This is a genomic window from Streptomyces sp. NPDC087859 (genome assembly GCF_044742595.1).
Taxonomy (GTDB): Bacteria; Actinomycetota; Actinomycetes; order Streptomycetales; family Streptomycetaceae; genus Streptomyces; species Streptomyces canus_F.
On record NZ_JBIUUU010000003.1, the window covers coordinates 78,929 to 96,261 of the forward strand.

Sequence of the window (17,333 nt, forward strand, 5' to 3'; positions counted from 1 at the left end):
CGGACGGTGGTGACCAACCAACGATTCGCTCGTTTTGCTGAACGTGCAGCCACAGGATGTCGCCCCGCCCCCCGCACCCGCCTCTCCCGAGCCGTTCGTGGACGTCGAACAGGCCGAGGCCGCGCTCGTCGAGCACTACCCACGGCTCGTCCGGCTCGCCTATCTGGTGCTGCCGCCGAGCCTGGGCCGCAACCGGCGGGTCCTGACCGCGCACGCCCTCACCCAGCGCGCCCTGCCCCGGGGCCGTGCCTCGACGCCCGTCATCCCGGCCCAGTCGACCGGCCGCGACGGCGACCCCGGCTACGCCCTCGTCCGGCTCCAAGTGCTGCGTACGGCACTGGAGGCGGGCCTGCCGCTCTCCTTCACGGCGTGGCCCAAGCGCTCCCAGCTGCCGCCGCTGCTCCCCCAGGTGCGGGGCCTCAGGCTCTTCCCCCGCTCGGGCGGGGCCGATGAACTGGCCCTGGACCAGAGGCTGTCCGCCCTGTCCGGCCCGGCCCGCGCCGCGTATGTGCTGCGCGGTCTGGAGCGGCTCCCGGACGGCGAGGTCCGCCGGGTGCTTACGGCGGCCGGTGTGGCGGAGCCTGACGAGGCGCTGGAGGAGGCCGACACCGTCCCGGCGCAGTACCCGCTCCTCGACTCCGCCGAGTTCGACCCCTGCTCGCTCCAGGCCCGGCCCACCGACCTGATGCGGCGCCGGCAGCACATGAAGGCAGCGCTCGCCGCCGCTCTGGCGGTCACCGTGTGCGGGGCGCTGCTCGGCCTGCCCGGTGACGGCTGGGGGCCGGACGGCGCGGCCGCTCCCGCGTACGCCCAGAACCCGGCCGCCCAGGCCGCCCTCGACCCGGGCCGGGTGACGAGGGTCCCGGCCACCGCCTGGCAGGCCGCCTCGCGCAACGACTTCTCCGTGTGGCCCGCCCGCGGCGACCTCACCGACGACACCGCGCTGCTGCGCCGCGCGCTCGCCGTCTGGGCCCGCCCCGGCGAGACGGTGCAGGTCTCCGCGACCCCCGGCACCCCGTCCGGCGGCCCCTCGGGACCGGCCCAGCTCCTGTACGCCGGGAACGTCGACAACGCGCGCGTGGTGATCCTCTACGACGGTCTGCGCATCGCCCGTTACGCCGAGCCGAAGGACGGTACGCAGGGCGCGGCTCTCGACTTCGCGCGGGTCGACGGGGCGACGTCGGCCGAGGCGAGCGCGGTCGTGCTGGGCCGGGCCGACGGCAATGTCCGCTATCTCATGGCGCCTTGGGTGACGAAGGCCGCCGAGCGGGACCTGCTGAAGCCCTCCGCGGGCGCGATGGCCCTCACCCTGACCGACGGGGTGACCTCGCCGCTGGCCGGCCCCGCCCAGCAGACCACCGGCTGCACGTCCTGGAACGTCCTCCAGCTGACCGACCACGGCGGCACCCGGCTGATGAGCGACCTCGGCGAACTGGTCCCGGCCCGGCTGACCACCGGCCGCCCCGGCGCGCTCCAGGAGGTGTCCGGCGCGGAGGCGCTGCGCACCTGGGCGCCGTACGCCTGCTCCCTGTCGGCGATGCGCTCGGCGGGCGTGCGGACGGTGAACGCGTGGCCCTACGCCGAGCAGCGGCTGCCCGACGCGAGCGGTGCCGCGGACTGGATGTGCACGCGCGCCGAGACCTGGCGTGGCGGCGGCACCCGTGTGCTGGCGCAGTTCCGCACACCGGGCGGGACGTACGGGGCGGTCGCGGCGAAGGCCGAGAACGTCCCGGCGTGCGGACCGCGGGACCCGCATGTGCTGGCGGGTGTGCTGTGGAAGTCGGAGGCGGGCAACTGGTATCTGCTGGCGGCCGGCAGCAAGGACACGGCGTCGATCGGCGCGACGGGTGCGGTCAGTGGCTCCGCCCGGGGCAACCTGCTGACCGTGAAGACGAAGGAAGGCGCGCAGGCCGGGCTGAAGGGGACGCTGGAGGACGGGCGGTCGATCAACGGGCTGCGGTAGACCGGAAGCGGGCGGGTCGGGAACGGGCTTGCTGACACTGACGTAAACAAGAGCGTGCACGAGGGTTCCCGGAAGGCCTACCCGTCAGTACATTGACGCCATGTCTAACACGCCGGACCGGGTGCCGCTCAAGGCGCGGAAGGTGTCCTTCGCCTGGGAGGACACCCCGCTGCACTGGGTGCCCGGCGATCCCTTCACCACGCACACCATCAACGTGCTCCACCTTCTGCTGCCGGCCGGCGAGCGCTGGTTCGTGCACGTCTACAAGCAGGTGCTGCCGCTCGTCCGGGACGAGCGGCTGCGCGAGGACGTCATCGGGTTCATCGGCCAGGAGGCCATGCACTCGCAGGCCCATGACGAGGTGCTGCCGCATCTGAAGGAGCTGGGCCTCGATCCGACGCCCTACACCGCGCAGATCGACTGGTTCTTCGAGAAGCTGCTCGGCGACCGGACCCTCCCGCCGGGCAGGGCCCGCAAGTGGTGGCTCCTGGAACGCGTGGCCCTCATCGCCGCCATCGAGCACTACACCGCCTTCCTCGGCGACTGGGTGCTGAACGCCGAGGAGCTGGACCGGCGGGGCGCCGATCCCACCATGCTGGACCTGCTGCGCTGGCACGGCGCCGAGGAGGTCGAGCACCGCTCGGTCGCCTTCGACCTCTTCCAGCACGTGGACGGCAGCTACCGGCGCCGGGTGCGCACCTGGGCCACGGCGTTCACGACGCTGGTGTTCCTGTGGCAGCGCGGGGCCCGTTTCTTCATGGCGAACGACCCGACGCTGGCCGACGGGAAGGCGAGCTTCAAGGACTTCCACGTCCGGGGGCGGCGCGGTGTGCTGCCCGGGACCGGCGACATGCTCAGGTCGATACCGCGCTATCTGAGCCGCGGCTACCACCCCTCCCAGGAGGGGTGCACCGAGCAGGCCGTCGCCTATCTCGCCTCCTCCCCCGCCGCGGTCGCGGCCCTCGCGGCCGAGAAGGGGGTCGCGTGATGCCGAAGCCGCTGACCGTCGCGCTCGTCGCGGGGGCCGCCCTCCTCACCCGCCGGGCGATGCGCCGCCGTATCCAGGCCTCGCCGCTGTGGCCGATGCCCGCGCTGGACGAGCCGGTCTCCGGGCGGCCCCGGTCGCGGGCGCTGCGGCTGCTGGTGGCCGCGCGCGAGGAGGTCGCCGACGGGGTCGTACAACTACGCCTGGAGGGAAGGGACTTGCCGCGCTGGGAGCCCGGTGCGCACCTGGACCTCGTCCTGCCGTCGGGCCTTGTCCGGCAGTACTCGCTGTGCGGGGACCCGGCGGACACCTCCTCGTACACGGTGGCGACCCGGCTGGTGGCGGACGGGCGGGGCGGCTCGCGCGAGGTGCACGAGCAGGTGGCCGAGGGCATGGAGCTGGAGGTGCGCGGGCCGCGCAACCGCTTCCCGCTCGTCGAGGCGTCGTCGTACGTGTTCGTCGCGGGCGGCATCGGGATCACACCGATCCTGCCGATGCTGCGGGCGCTGCCGGACGGGGCGGAGTGGCGGTTGCTGTACTGCGGGCGGTCACGGGAGTCGATGCCGTTCGTGGTGGAGCTCGAGGAACTGGACCAGGTGACCGTCGTGGCCGGTGCGCCCGAACTCGGCGCGCTGGACGTGCCCGAGGGGGCCGCCGTCTACTGCTGCGGTCCGGAAGGGCTCATGGCTGCGGTCGAGGAGCGGTTCCCGCAGGTGCGTCTGGAGCGGTTCACACCCCGGGCCACCGCGCCGGGTGCCGCCTTCGAGGTCGAACTCCGGCGCAGCGGGCGGACGCTGGCGGTCCCGGCGGACTCCTCCGTACTGGCCGCCGTGCGCCGGGAACTGCCGGACACCCTCTACTCCTGCGAGCAGGGTTTCTGCGGGACCTGCCAGCAGCGGGTGCTGGAGGGCGAGGTGGACCACCGGGACGAGCTGCTGACGGACGCGGAGCGCGGTGACTCGATGCTGATCTGCGTTTCGCGCGCGCGAAGTGAGCGAATTGTGCTGGATATGTGAACACCCGTGTCCGGACCGGGCCGTTCCGGGCCGGATCCGATCGGTAAGGTGTTCGCATGACTACCGGGGTACGGCGAAGAATGGGAGTCGAGGAGCGGCGGCAGCAGCTGATCGGCGTTGCCCTCGAACTGTTCAGCCAACGCTCGCCCGACGATGTCTCCATCGACGAGATAGCGACTGCGGCAGGCATCTCCCGCCCGCTGGTCTACCACTACTTCCCCGGCAAACTCAGCCTCTACGAGGCCGCGTTGAAGCGTGCGGCCGACGATCTGGCGGACCGGTTCGTGGAGGCGCGGGAAGGGCCGCTGGGCACGCGGCTGCTGCGGGTGATGCGGCGGTACTTCGACTTCGTGGACGACCACGGGCCCGGTTTCGCGGCCCTGATGCGGGGCGGCCCGGCCGTCGGCTCCTCGGCGACCAACGCGCTCATCGACTCCGTGCGGCAGGCCGCGTATGACCAGATCCTTTCGCATCTGCGGGTGGAGAAGCCGCCCGCGCGACTGGAACTGGTCATCCGCTCCTGGATCTCGCTCGCCGAGTCGACCGCGCTGATCTGGCTGGACGGCCGGCGCATCCCGCGCGGCGAGCTGGAGGTGCAGCTCGTGCACGACTTCGCGGCACTGGCCGCGGTGAGCGCGGCCCACGACGAGGAGATGGCCGCGCTGCTGCGCCACATGCTCAGGGACGAGCCCACCGACGGCCCCTTCACCGACCTGGCGGCCCGGCTGATCGCGCTGGCGTCCTAGAGCACGGCCTTGGTGTAGGAGGCGTCCAGGTCGCGCACCTCGGCGGAGAGGTGCACGGTGAGGCCGTCCTCGGGCCCGACGTGCTTGCACAGCAGTTCCATGACGGCCTCGGTGAGCTTGGCCTTGGTCTCGTCCGACCGTCCGGCGAGCAGGGCGATCGTGACGTTCACGATCGCGTGGTTCTCCTTCTCGCCGCCGACCGCCTCGTCCTCGGTGCGCAGCACCCGGGTCTTGCACGCCTCGAGCTTCGCGGCCGCCGTCTCGACGACGACCGGGTGCAGCGCCAGGGCGAACCCCTCCCAGTCGACACCGTCGAGATACGGGGAGCGTTCGATGGTGATCTGCGGCATGAGGACTCCTGTTCTAGGTCGACGAGGGCACCCTAACCGTCGTACCGGAGCCCTCACAGGGCCGTCTCACCCCAGCCGCAGCGCCAGCATCGCGATGTCGTCCTCCCGGTCGTGGCCGAAGGAGGCCAGAAGGGTGTCGCACAGGGCGTCCAGGCCGGGCAGGGAGCCGACGGCGGCCGCGCGGAGGTGCTCCATCGAGGCCGAGAGGTCGACGCCCCGGGTCTCGATCAGGCCGTCGGTGACCATGAGAAGCCGGTCGGTGGGTTCGAGGAAGAGCTCGGTGACCGGCGGGTGGGGCAGTCCGACTCCGAGCAGCGGACCGGCCGCCTTGACGTAGTCGGCGCTGCCGGTGTCCCGGACGATCAGCGGGGGGATGTGTCCCGCGTTGGCGATCCGGGTGCGCCCGGTGCCGGGGTCGATCAGTGCCAGACAGACCGTGGCCGTGAGCTCGGGGTGGTAGCGCTGGAGCATCCGGTCCAGGCGCTCCGCGAGCACGGCCGGGTCGCTGTCCTCGACGGCGTAGGCGCGCAGCGCGTGCCGGATCTCCACCATGACGGTCGCCGCGTCCAGCGAGTGTCCGACGACGTCGCCGACCGCGGCGAGCACGCCCTCGTCGGTACGCAGCGCGGCGTAGAAGTCGCCGCCGATCTCGGTCTCCGGGGAGGCGGGCACATAGCGGACCACGACGTCCATGCCCGGCAGCTCGGGCAGCCGGTGCGGCTGGGGCAGGAAGCTGTGCTGGAGCGTGAGGGCGACATGCCGCTCCACCTGGTACATGAGCAGCGGTTCCGCGGCGAACGCGGTGGCCTGGGTCAGCTGGGCCAGCAGGCTCTCGCGCTCGGGGCCCAGCCGCCGCATCCCGCGCGCGGGCGCGGCCAGGCACACCGTGGCCCTGCCGTCCTGCGTACGGACGAGCGCCAGCCGGGCGTCGTGCTCCACGCCGGGCCGGAAGTACCCGGCCGGCCACAGCGGCGAGGGCACCGTCGTGAGCTGTACGCCGGCGGCCTGTCCCCGGGTGAGCCGCTGCAGCAGAGCGGCCACCGCCCGGTCGGCCCCCTCGTCCGGCAGGGCGACGGGAACGCGGTCCCGGGACAGGCCGCGGTACAGCCGGTCGTCCTGGTCCAGGACGAAGACGGCGGCGGGGGTGCCGGTGACCCGCGAGATGCCCTCGGCGGCCGCGTCGGTGAGTTCCGGCAGGGAGCGCGCCGCCTGGATGGTGACGATCGTCTCCGACAGCAGGGTCAGCCGTCGTACCAGCGCCCGGTCGTCGGCCCGCACCTGGGCGTTGCGCACGGCGGCCCGGACCACGGCCTCGATCTCCAGGGGCTCGGCCGGCACCTTCAGATAGGCCTCGAATCCCGCGTCCAGGCCCTCGCAGCAGTCGACCGGCGCCACGTTGGCGGCGGAGAAGTGCACGACGGGCAGCGCGGCCGTGTGCGGACGCTCCTTGAAGAGGCGGCACAGATCGAAACCGCTCATGTCCGGCAGGCCCACGTCGACGAGGGCCACGTCCGGCAGGGTGCCCTTGCGCAGCCGGTCGTCGAGTTCGGCGAGCGCCTCGTGGCCGCTGGCGACCGGAACGACCCGGTGGCCCGCACGGCTCAGCAGGGTGCCCATGGCGTATCGGCTTGCCTCCGCATCGTCCACGACCATCACGGTCGTGCCGGTCGGGTCTCCGTTGACGTCCATGTGTTCAGCCCTTGGACAGCACGATGGGGCAGACCCGGATCCGGGTCTGCCCCACCAAGGTAATGCCCTTGTCAGTACTTGCGGGAGAATACGGCCACAGTCCGCCCCGGAACGGCGAAGGTGCCCGAAACCCGCTCGTAGGATGATTCCTTGACGGTAGAGTCCGCGCCCGCCGCCTGGACCGCGTGCAGCGCGTACGCCGTGCCTGCCAGGGCCGCCACCCGCTGCTCCTGGGCCTGCGGGGTCGCGTTGAACACCACGACGAGGTCACCGAGTTCCATGGTGATCACGCCCGGCGTCTCCTCCTTGCCCGACAGCGGGAAGGACAGCTTCGACTGCACCTGTGCGGCCGTGCCGAGGGAGAACACGCTCTCCGTCGAACGGATCTTCAACAGGTCCCGGTACGCCGCCGAGGTCCCCTCGATCTGCGGGCAGCCCACCTTCACCGAACCCAGCAGGGGCTTGGCGAAGGACCACTTGGACTCGTTGTCGGCCGCCATCGGCAGCCCGCGTCCGAAGCCGTTGCCGTCCGCGCAGCTCCAGTGGATGGCGTTGAACCAGTCGCCGCTGTCGTAGGAGTTGCGGTCCAGGGACTTGGAGCGCAGCAGGTCGGTGCCCGCCTGGGAGAGCGACGGGCCCTGCGAGAGGGTCGCGGTCGCCATGGCGAGGACCTGCATCCGGGCGCGGTCGTCCGCTCCGGTCGTGGCGGGCAGCTTGTACGTCAGCGCGTCGAACAGCGACTCGTTGTCGTGCGCGTCGGCGTAGGCGAGGGCGTCGCCGGGCGCGTCCGCGTACCCGGCGGGCCGGCCGTTGTAGTCGACCTCGGCGCCGGTGACCTCCTTGCCGTCGGTGTCGGTGAACGCATACGTCGCGAGGTTGCCGCTCAACCCGACCTTGATGAGGTCCTGGTAGTGCAGCAGACGGGCCTTCTGCTCGGCCGTGGTGCCGTTGTTCTTCGAGGCGTTGGGGTCGGTGTAGAGCCCGGACGCGAAGCCCTGGACGCCGGGGTCCTCGTCGAAGGGGCCGCCGCCGCGCACCGCGTCACGGGCCCGGTCGGAGAAGGTGGCGATGCCGGTTCCGGCCATGTTCTGCTGGGTGGCCTGGACGAAGCGGGCGTCGTCGGCGATCTCCCCGAAGTTCCAGCCCTCGCCGTACAGGATGATCTTCTTGCCGTCGACGCCGTCCCTGGCGAGGGTCAGTCCGTCCAGGGCCTTGCGGACCGCCAGGATGTTGGCCTTCGGGTGGTGGCCCATGAGGTCGAAGCGGAAGCCGTCGACCTTGTACTCCTTGGCCCAGGTGACGATCGAGTCGACGACCAGCTTGCCCATCATGGCGTTCTCGGGTGCCGTGTTGGCGCAGCAGGTGCTGTTGGCGACCGAGCCGTCGGCGAGGAGCCGCTGGTAGTAGCCGGGGACGACCTTGTCGAGGACGCTGGTGTCGGCCTGCCCACTGGACGTCGTGTGGTTGTAGACGACGTCCATGACGACCCGCAGGCCGTCCTCGTTCAGGGACTTGACCATCTCGCGGAACTCGACCGTGCGTCCGGTGCCGTCGGGGTCGGTGGCGTAGGAGCCCTCGGGGACCGTGTAGTGGTACGGGTCGTAGCCCCAGTTGTAGGCGTCCTTCGCGGCCGCCTTCGCGACACACTCCTGCTGCTTGTCGGAGTCGGCCGCGTAGGAGGCCAGATCGCAGTCGGGGGTCGCCTGGTCGGACTTCTTCTCCGGGATGGTGGCGATGTCGAACGCCGGGAGGAGATGGACGTAGGAGGTGCCCGACTTCGCGAGCTCCTTCAGGTGCTTGGAGCCGTCGCTGTTCTTGTCGGCGAAGGCGAGGTAGGTACCCGGGTCACTGGCCGTCCTGTCCGCGACGGAGAAGTCCCGGATGTGCAGCTCCTGGATCTGGGCGTCCTTGAGCGGGACGGCCTTCGGCTTGGTGTACGTCGACCAGCCGCTCGGGGCCAGGGACTTGTCGTCCAGGTCGACGACGAGGCTGCGCTCGGAGTCCGCGGTCAGGGCGACCGAGTAGGGGTCGGTGACCTTGTTGGTGACGACCTTCCGGACGCTGGGCGCCCAGACCTTCACGACGTAGCGGTACTCCTTGCCCTTCCAGGACTTGGGGCCGGTGACGGACCAGACGCCGGTTGCGGTGTCGCGCTTCATCTTCACCGTGGAGCCGTCGAGCTCCAGGGCGACGCTCTGCGCGGTCGGTGCCCAGACGGACAGCGTCGGGCGGCCGCTCCTGTCGAACGTCGGGCCGAGGTCGGCCTTGGTCGCGGCCGGGTACAGGTCGTCGAGGACGCCGGCGATCTGCACACCGGTGGCGGCGAGCACGGCACCGTTCACGGCCCGTTGGGAGGCGACGAGCTGGCCCTTGAGGGCCTCGCGCACCCGGTCGCGGTCACGCGGGTCGACGGACCAGGCGGTGTAGTCCTTCAGGTGCGGGAACTTCTCCTTCTGGGCGTCGGTGAGGGTGGTCTTCGACAGACGGAGCCAGCGTTCGTCGTCGCTGGTCAGCGCACCGTCCTTGGCCGCGATCGAGCCGTCGCGGCTGTACAGCAGCTGGGTGGAGACCGCGGCGGCGGAGCCGTTCCAGGCGACCGTGTTCCGGTCGATCCAGACCGCCTTGGAGGTGGTCAGGTCGAGGGCGGCCGCGGAGCCCGCGGGCTGCGGGAGCAGATACTTCTCCTGGCCGTTCACCAGCCACACCTCGTGGCCGTTGGCCGTGAGGTCGAGCGACTGGTCGCTGGGCAGGTCCTTCTCGTCGCCCTTGTGCAGGATGTAGCTGAGGCTGGTGGCCCCGTCGGTGAGCGGTACCTCGTAGACCGCGCCATAGGCGTCAGTCTTCACCGGTTCGAGGGGCTTCGACCAGTCCGTGGGGTTCGCGGCGCCCGTCCAGACGTGCAGTCCCCAGCCGTCGTAGTTCCCGTCGGCCCGGTGGTAGTGCAGGACCGCCTTGGTCTTGTCCTGCGCGGGATAGTCGGGCCTCTCGGTGACGACGTCCGCCTTGCCCTGCTCGATCCAGACCTCGCCGGTCTTGGTGACGTCGATCGTGCGGTCGGCGGAGACGTCCTTGTTGCCGTCCTTGTCGATGACGAGGAAGCCGACACCGGAGGCGCCCGGCTTCAGCTTGACGTAGGCGAAGGCACCGTAGGCGTCACGGCCGACGAAGGGGTGGCTGTCCGGCCAGTTCGTGGCCTCGCCCTCGGCGATGTCACCCCAGGCGTACAGGCCCCAGTTCGTGTAGTCGCCGTCGGTGCGCTTGTAGTGGACGATCGCGTAGTCGCGGGAGGAGGCGGTGGGGATCTCCTCGGCGGGCGGGGTGCCGGTGGTGGAGGCCGCCGTGGTGCTCGCCGTGCGTCCGGCCGCGTCGATGACAACGGCCTTGTAGCGCAGGGCCGTTCCGGCCGCCACGTCCTCGCCGATGACCTGTGTGACCTTGTACGGCGCGTGGTCGGCGGAGCCGAGCGTGCGCCACTTGCCGTTGCCGACCTGGGCGGCGAAGACGACGCGGTTGAGCTGTCCGCCGTCGACGTCGGCGCTGATCTCGACCGTGCCGGTGGCGCCGGTGGCGGGGGCCTTGAGGGTGAGCGTCGGCGCGGTGGCGGGCTTGGCGGGCTTGCCGGCCGCCTTGAGGACGATCGCGGAGCCGGCGGGGACGGTGACGGTGAGCTTCTTGTCGGCGTCGCTCCTGAGGGAGGCGTCACCGCCGTAGATTCCCTTGAACGCCATCCCCGCCGAACCGGTCGCGAACGTCGCCGACTTCGCCTCACCGGCGTTGTTGAAGGCGACCACGTACTCGGTGCCCGTCTTGGTGTCGGTGCGCGAGAAGGCGTAGACCCCGCTGCCGTCGGCCGCGTAGCGCTCGGTCTGGACGCCGTCGGTGAGGGCGGGGTTGGCCTTGCGGAGCTTGGACAGCGCGGCGATCTGCCGGTACAGCGGCGCGCCCGTGTCGTACGCGTCGCTCGCGTGCGTACGGTCGGTGCCGATCTCGTCGTCGTCGAGGTAGTCGGCCGTCTTCGACGCGAACATGGTCTGGCGGGCGTCCTTGTCGCCGCCGGCGCCGGTGAAGCCCTGCTCGTCGCCGTAGTAGACGACCGGGTTGCCGCGGCTGAGGAACATCAGCTCGTTGGCGAGCTTGTCCTTGGCGAGGAGTTCGGCGTCGGTCGCCTTCGGGTTGTCCTGGTTCAGGAAGTACCCGATGCGGCCCATGTCGTGGTTGCCGAGGAAGGTGACCTGCTCGTACGCGTTGGCCTTGTCGGTCGTGTACTTGTAGTCGTCGCCGAAGACGGAGGCCAGCTTCTGCGCGCTGCCGCCCTGGGAGGCGTACTGCCGTGCCGCTTCCTGGAAGGGGAAGTCGAGCGTGGCGTCGAGGCGGCCCTGGGTGACGTACGGCGAGGTGATCGACGTGTCGGCGGAGTAGACCTCGCCGAACATGAAGAAGTCGTCGCGGCCGTGCCTGGCCGCGTAGGCGTCGAGGGCGGTGGCCCACTGGGTCCAGAACTCCACGTTGACGTGCTTCACGGTGTCGATGCGGAAGCCGTCGATGTCGAAGTCGCGGACCCACTTCTCGTAGATCTTCTCCATGCCGCTGACGACCTCGGGACGCTCGGTCCACAGGTCGTCGAGGCCGGAGAAGTCGCCCTGCTCGGAGCTCTCACCGGCGAAGGTGGAGTCCCCGCGGTTGTGGTACATCGTCGGGTCGTTGAGCCACGACGGGACCTTGGTGTTCTTCTTCGCGGCGGTGACGGTCGGCGTGCGCGGGAAGGAACCGGAATCGACGTCCGGGAAGTCCCCGGTGCCCGCGTAGTCGGTGTCGTCGAAGGGCTCGCCGTCCTTGGTCAGGTACGGGAACGCGCCCTTGGAGAGGTAGTCGTAGGACTTCTCCTCGTAGTCGACGACATCGGCCGTGTGGTTGGTGATGACGTCGAAGTAGACCTTCATGCCCTTGGCGTGGGCCTTGGAGATGAGGGTCTCCAGGTCCTTGTTGGTGCCGAAGTGCGGGTCGACCTGGGTGAAGTCGGTGATCCAGTAGCCGTGGTAGCCGGCGGAGGCGTCGCTCCCCGTCCCCTGTACGGGCTGGTTCTTGAAGATCGGGGCCATCCAGATGGAGGTGGTGCCCAGATCCTTGATGTAGTCGAGCTTCCTGGTCAGGCCCTTGAGGTCGCCGCCCTGGTAGAAGCCCTTGTCGGTGGGGTCGTACCCGGTGGCGAGACGGGTGCCCGTCAGTCCGCCCTTGTCGTTGCCGGTGTCGCCGTTGGCGAAGCGGTCCGGGAGGACGAAGTAGAACTGCTCGCGCGTGGAGTCGTGCCGGGCGGGTGCCGAGGCGAGTTTGGCGTCGGAGGGGGGCGGCGGCGGGGTGTCCGCCCGCGCCGCGAGGGGTTGGACGAGCGCTGCGGCCAGCGCGGTCACGGTGACCGCGGCGACCCGTCCGGCATGGGCGGAACGACGCCTCGACGGCGACGGCCATCTCGGTATCACAGATGGACTCCTTGCGATTGCGGCGGCTCTACGTGGGTCCGACCCCGCGCGAAACGTATCGCCGCCGTAATGCTTACAGCAAGAGTCGTGAAAGTAACGGAAAGAACTTTCAACAAGGGGAGTTGGTCCGCGTCAGCGGCCCGGGCGCATATTCGGTCGCCCCATGGGGTCGCCCCTGGCTACCGTCCCCGCATGGAGCAGGAACCGCCCCTCGTTCGCGACCTCTACCCGGAGCTCGTCGCCGAACTCGCCGCCCTCCTGACGGAGGAGGGGGAACACTGGCTGGCCATCTGCGTGTGGGACGTCCGGATGGTCGGCGAGTGCGGCTGCGGCGACGACTTCTGCCAGAGCATCCGGACGGCGGAGCATCCGGGCGGACAGCCGTACGGTCCGGGCCATCGCTGCGTGCCGCTGCTGCCCTCGAAGGGCGATCTGATCCTGGACGTGGTGTACGGGCGGATCATGTACATCGAGGTACTGGGACGGCCACCCATGCGCCGTGGCGGGGGTGGCCGTCCTGAGGGTGGAGCGGTTCAGCAGCCGGTCTTGCCGGCGTAGATCGCGAGCGCGGTGTTGGCGCCGAGGGTGGCGGTGAACTGGCCGCTGGAGTTCACGGTCACCGTCGTGTTGTTCTGCACGTTGCAGTACGTGCCCGCCGCCAGGGACGTCTGGTACGTACGACTCAGGCTGCCCGACTCGTGGTTGATGGCCACGAACCCCTTGCCGCCCCGGCCGAAGGCGATCGCGTCGCCGCCGTTGTCCCACCAGTTGGTGACCGACTGACCGCGGGTCGCGTTGCGGAAGGCGACCATGCGGAGGATCTCCGGCCAGGCGTGCTGGCACTTCCAGCCGTCCTGCCAACAGGCGTTCACCGAGCCGCCGTTGGGCGGGCCCGCGTCCGTGCTGGACCACTCGTAGCCGGAGTTGATGTCCGGGGCGCCGTACGGGTGGGCGAGCATGAAGACGTTGGCCAGCGTGTAGTTGGCGCCGTCCTTGTAGTTCAGGGTGCTGCCGTTGCGCTCGGTGTCGTGGTTGTCGACGAAGACCCCGGCGACGGAGCTGCTCATGTAGCCCCAGCCCTCGCCGTAGTTCTTCAGGTAGGCGAGGTTCTCGTTGTTGAAGACGCGCTTGAGGTCGTAGGCGTAACGGAACTCCTGGACGTCACCGTTGCCCGTGTACTCGGTGGGCTGGACGGCCTCGCCGCTGCCGTAGATGGCCTCCTGCTTCCAGTACACCGAGGTGTTGCTGAGCCGGGACTTGATGTTGGCCAGGTCGGTCGCCGGGATGTGCTTGGCCGCGTCGATGCGGAAGCCGTCGACGCCATGGCCGAGCAGGGTGTTCATGTACCCGGCGATGGCGGCGCGGACGTACTCCTCACCGGTGTCCAGGTCGGCGAGGCCCACGAGCTCGCAGTTCTGGACGTTGGCACGGTTGGTGTAGTCGCCGATGGTGGACGTGCAGTCGTCCATGTCGGCCGCGGAGTACAGGCCCGGGTAGTTGTACTTCGTGTACGACGAGCCGCCGGTGTCGGTACCGCTGCCCGCGGACATGTGGTTGATGACGGCGTCGACGACGACCTTCACCCCCGCGTTGTGGCAGGTGGTCACCATGTTCCGGAAGGCGGTGGCGTCACCGAGACGCCCGGCGATCTTGTAGCTCACCGGCTGGTACGAGGTCCACCACTGCGAGCCCTGGATGTGCTCGGCGGGCGGGGAGACCTGGACATAGCCGTAGCCGGCGGGGCCGAGGGTATTGGTGCACTCCTTGGCGACCGAGGCGAAGTTCCACTCGAAGAGGACGGCGGTGACGTCCTTGGTGCCGGGCGGGGAGGCCGAGGCGGCTGTGGGGGCCAGGACGGCGGCCGCGGTGGCGAGCGCGGTGGCCGCGGCGGCGGCGGATGCGGACCATCTCGATATCACGTGGGGGCTCCTTGCGTGACGGCCGGGCGTCTTTGCCCGGCGCCGGCGAGAACGTACCGCTAACGAAAGGTTTACAGCAAGGTGCTTGAAACTCATAGCAAGAACTTTCATCCGCAACCTTGACGTGCCCTGCTCAACTCCCGCACGCTCACGAGTTGTTGAACGCAGCCCCTTCTTCCCCGGAGCCGCCGATGACCGCCAGACACCGTCCCCCGGGTGTCCTCCGCCGTGCCGCGACCACCGCGGCCGCCGGTGCCCTCGCACTGGCCGGCGCGACAGCGCTGCCCGCGACACCCGCCCAGGCGGACGCCACGACCTCCGGCGATGTGATCGCCAACCTCTGGTCCTACAACTGGAACTCGGTCGCCTCCGAGTGCACGGACGTGCTCGGCCCCGACGGCTACGGCGCGGTGTGGGTCGCACCGCCGGCGGAGTCGCTGAAGCAGTCCAGCTACTACTGGTGGGACGTCTACCAGCCCTACTCGTACAACCTCAGCGGCCGCTTCGGGACGGCGGCGCAGTTCGCCTCGATGGTGGACGCCTGCCACGACGCGGGCGTGAAGGTGTATACGGACACGGTGATCAACCACACCGCCGCGCAGACCGGCACGGGCTACAACGGCACGACGATCACCAACAAGTACGACACCCCCGACTGGGATCCGGACGACTTCCACACGTCGGCCGAGTGTGGTGACTCCGACCTGATCATCGACGACTGGTCGAACCTCGCCGAGATCCAGAACTGTGAACTCCTCGGCCTGCCGGACCTGGAGACGGAGGACGACGACGTCCGCTCGGGCATCGCGGCCTACCTCAACAAGCAGATCGCGCTGGGCGTGGACGGTTTCCGGATCGACGCGGCGAAGCACATGCCGGTGGCGGACCTGAACGCGATCCGGGCGAAGCTGAACACGACGACAGCCGGTTCGGCGCCGTACATCTTCCAGGAGGTGTACCCGGGTTCGACGCCGGCCGCCTCCGACTACTACTCCGCGGGTGACGTCCTGGACTTCGGCTACGCGAGCAAGCTGAAGTCGTCGTTCCAGGGCAATGTGTCCGACCTGGACTCCCTGCCCTCGTCCGGTGCGCTGCCCCCGGCGAACTCGGTGTCCTTCGTGACGAACCACGACACCGAGCGCAACGGACTGCACATGAGCTACAAGGACGGCGACACCTACCGGCTGGCCAACGTCTTCCAGCTCGCCTACAAGTGGTCCACCCCGACGGTCTACTCGGGCTTCGCGTTCTCCTCCTCGGACCAGGCCCCGCCGAACTCCGGCGGCTTCGTGACCGACACGGACTGCGCCGGCGGCTGGTACTGCCTCCAGCGGGACACCGCGATCACCGGCATGGTGAAGTGGCACAACGCGGTGGGTTCGGCGTCGGTGTCCAACTGGTCGACCAAGTCGTCCGGCGTGATCGGCTTCGGGCGGGGCACGGCGGGCTACGTGGCCATCAACAACGGCTCGGCGGCGGCGACGTACACCTTCGCGACGGGCATGGCGGACGGCACGTACGCGAACGTCGTCGACAACGGCGCGACGACCGTGACCGTGTCGGGCGGCAGCGCGACGCTCACCATCCCCGCGAAGGGCGCGATCGCCTTCTACGACGGTGAGTTCACCCCGTGCACGACGTGCGAGGACGATGACGACGAGACCTCGACGGTGACGGCGACGTTCAACGAGTACGCGGCGACGACGTCCGGCCAGGACGTGTACGTGGTCGGCTCGATCGCGGCACTGGGTTCATGGGACACGTCGAAGGCGGTGAAGCTGTCGTCGTCCGGTTACCCGGTCTGGTCGGGGGCGGTGAGCGTGCCGGTGAACACGTCGTTCGAGTTCAAGTACGTGAAGAAGGACAGCTCCGGGAACGTCACATGGGAGTCCAACGCCAACAGAGCTGCCGCCACGACCACTTCGGCGATCGCACTGAACAACTCCTGGAACGTGCCGAGCGCGGGCGCCACCGACGTGACCTTCAATGTCACCGCCACGACCGACCTGGGCACGAACGTCTACGTGGTCGGCTCCATCGCCGCCCTCGGTTCCTGGAACACGGCTGACGCGATCCCGCTGTCGTCGGCCTCGTACCCGACGTGGAGCAAGCCGGTGATCGTGCCCAGGAGCACAGCCTTCGAGTACAAGTTCATCAAGAAGAACAGCTCCGGGGCCGTGACCTGGGAATCCGGCGCCAACCGCGCGTACACGACGGGCGGTTCGTCGGGCTACAGCACCAGCGACACCTGGAAGTGACCCGTCCCTGACCCGAAGAGACCGCTCGGTCAGTGAGCGGTCTCTTCGGCCGGCGGCTGCGGCGGTCCGTCTGCGGTGATGTCGGCCAGCAGAAGGCGGGCCGGCCGGAGGCGCGGGTGCTCCGGATGCAGAGACCGTTCGCAGTCGGTCAGCGCCTGGCGGGCTGCCGCTTCCGCCTCTCTCCGGTGTCCCAGACCGTGCAGGGCGGCAGCCGTGCCCATGGCCAGTCTCCCGCTCTGCTCCCGGACCCGGGGCGGGGCGAACCGACGTGCCTCGGTGAGCGCTTCGGCGTGACGCCCTTGGGCGTTCAGCTCGTCGACCAGGCCACAGTGCAGGGCGACGAGCGAGCGTCCCTCGGCGCGGGGCAGATTTCCTCGGGCGATGTTCTCGGCCTCCTCGTGGCGGGCCTGTCCGGACAGCGCGTCGACGAGGCCGGCCAGCACGGACAGCTCCAGGCGCCACACCTGCGTCAGATGCTTGAGCCGCTCCACTTCGCGCAGGAGGGCCGCCCCTTCCGCCTCGGCCTCACCGAAGCGCCGCTCGCCGTTGAGGACCACCATGCGGTTCCTGCGCACACCCAGCAGGAGCAGCCGGTACGGTCCGGCGGTGTCGTGCAGCTCCGCCGCGAGGGATTCCATCTCGTCCAGCACCCGCGCCCCGCGCCCGTGGCCGCACGCCGCGGCCGTGGCCATGAACCTGGCGAACTGCCCCAGGACAAGACCCCGGGGACGCTTGCGCAGGCGTTCCGCTTTCGCCTGGAGCGCCCTGGCCTCGGCCTCGACCTCTTCGTACGCGTCCTTGTCCCAGAGCTCGGAGAGGCGCTCCATGTCAGCCCCGTCCTGCGGGTTTCCCCGTACCGCCCATGCGATGTTCACAGGTGGTGAGGCTACGTGAGGACGCATGCCGGGCACAGACTCGGTCGGCGGCCCG

Annotated in this window: 11 protein-coding genes; 6 read left to right on the top strand and 5 right to left on the bottom strand. The window is 69.9% G+C overall.

All coding sequences use genetic code 11. From position 1 onward, the window contains the following. The first annotated feature begins 43 nt into the window (after positions 1-43). From ACIOHP_RS07780 to ACIOHP_RS07795, 4 genes are all read left to right on the top strand, one after another. Positions 44-1,963, top strand: a complete 1,920-nt coding sequence (locus ACIOHP_RS07780; protein WP_401884262.1) for a hypothetical protein — start codon at positions 44-46, stop codon at positions 1,961-1,963. Positions 1,964-2,063: 100 nt separating this feature from the next. Further along, complete coding sequence (locus ACIOHP_RS07785; RefSeq protein ID WP_401884266.1) at positions 2,064-2,951, top strand: metal-dependent hydrolase; 888 nt, start codon at positions 2,064-2,066, stop codon at positions 2,949-2,951. After that, positions 2,951-3,964, top strand: coding sequence for a PDR/VanB family oxidoreductase (locus ACIOHP_RS07790; protein WP_401884270.1), 1,014 nt, complete (start codon positions 2,951-2,953; stop codon positions 3,962-3,964). The genes ACIOHP_RS07785 and ACIOHP_RS07790 overlap by 1 nt, the downstream gene beginning before the upstream one ends. Positions 3,965-4,020: 56 nt before the next feature. Next, positions 4,021-4,710 carry a TetR/AcrR family transcriptional regulator gene (locus ACIOHP_RS07795; protein WP_361538677.1) on the top strand — a complete coding sequence of 230 codons (690 nt, stop codon included), beginning with the start codon at positions 4,021-4,023 and terminating at the stop codon, positions 4,708-4,710. Here ACIOHP_RS07795 and ACIOHP_RS07800 read toward each other — a convergent pair. From ACIOHP_RS07800 to pulA, 3 genes are all read right to left on the bottom strand, one after another. Beyond that, positions 4,707-5,060 carry a 5-carboxymethyl-2-hydroxymuconate Delta-isomerase gene (locus tag ACIOHP_RS07800; RefSeq protein ID WP_401884273.1) on the bottom strand — a complete coding sequence of 118 codons (354 nt, stop codon included), beginning with the start codon at positions 5,058-5,060 and terminating at the stop codon, positions 4,707-4,709. The genes ACIOHP_RS07795 and ACIOHP_RS07800 overlap by 4 nt on opposite strands. Before the next feature lie 66 nt (positions 5,061-5,126). Further along, on the bottom strand, positions 5,127-6,749 hold the full coding sequence (locus ACIOHP_RS07805; RefSeq protein WP_401884276.1) for a SpoIIE family protein phosphatase: 1,623 nt from the start codon (positions 6,747-6,749) through the stop codon (positions 5,127-5,129). Positions 6,750-6,820: 71 nt separating this feature from the next. Continuing rightward, positions 6,821-12,226 (bottom strand): pullulanase-type alpha-1,6-glucosidase, encoded by a 5,406-nt coding sequence (gene pulA, locus ACIOHP_RS07810; RefSeq protein WP_401884279.1) that lies wholly within the window; start codon positions 12,224-12,226, stop codon positions 6,821-6,823. A 192-nt stretch (positions 12,227-12,418) separates the two neighbouring features. On the opposite strand from pulA, the gene ACIOHP_RS07815 reads away from it, so the two are divergent. Next, positions 12,419-12,784, top strand: coding sequence for a hypothetical protein (locus ACIOHP_RS07815; protein WP_401884282.1), 366 nt, complete (start codon positions 12,419-12,421; stop codon positions 12,782-12,784). On the opposite strand, the gene ACIOHP_RS07820 is transcribed toward ACIOHP_RS07815, so the two are convergent. Beyond that, the gene (locus tag ACIOHP_RS07820) at positions 12,760-14,145 is read right to left on the bottom strand and encodes an alpha-amylase family protein (protein WP_401884286.1); all 1,386 of its coding nucleotides are present in this window, start codon (positions 14,143-14,145) and stop codon (positions 12,760-12,762) included. The genes ACIOHP_RS07815 and ACIOHP_RS07820 overlap by 25 nt on opposite strands. A 191-nt stretch (positions 14,146-14,336) precedes the next feature. On the opposite strand from ACIOHP_RS07820, the gene ACIOHP_RS07825 reads away from it, so the two are divergent. Next, positions 14,337-16,403: a carbohydrate-binding module family 20 domain-containing protein gene (locus tag ACIOHP_RS07825; RefSeq protein ID WP_401884291.1), complete on the top strand. Its 2,067-nt coding sequence runs from the start codon at positions 14,337-14,339 to the stop codon at positions 16,401-16,403. A gap of 29 nt (positions 16,404-16,432) precedes the next feature. On the opposite strand, the gene ACIOHP_RS07830 is transcribed toward ACIOHP_RS07825, so the two are convergent. Beyond that, on the bottom strand, positions 16,433-17,230 hold the full coding sequence (locus ACIOHP_RS07830) for a hypothetical protein (RefSeq protein WP_401884293.1): 798 nt from the start codon (positions 17,228-17,230) through the stop codon (positions 16,433-16,435). Between the last annotated feature and the right edge of the window lie 103 nt (positions 17,231-17,333).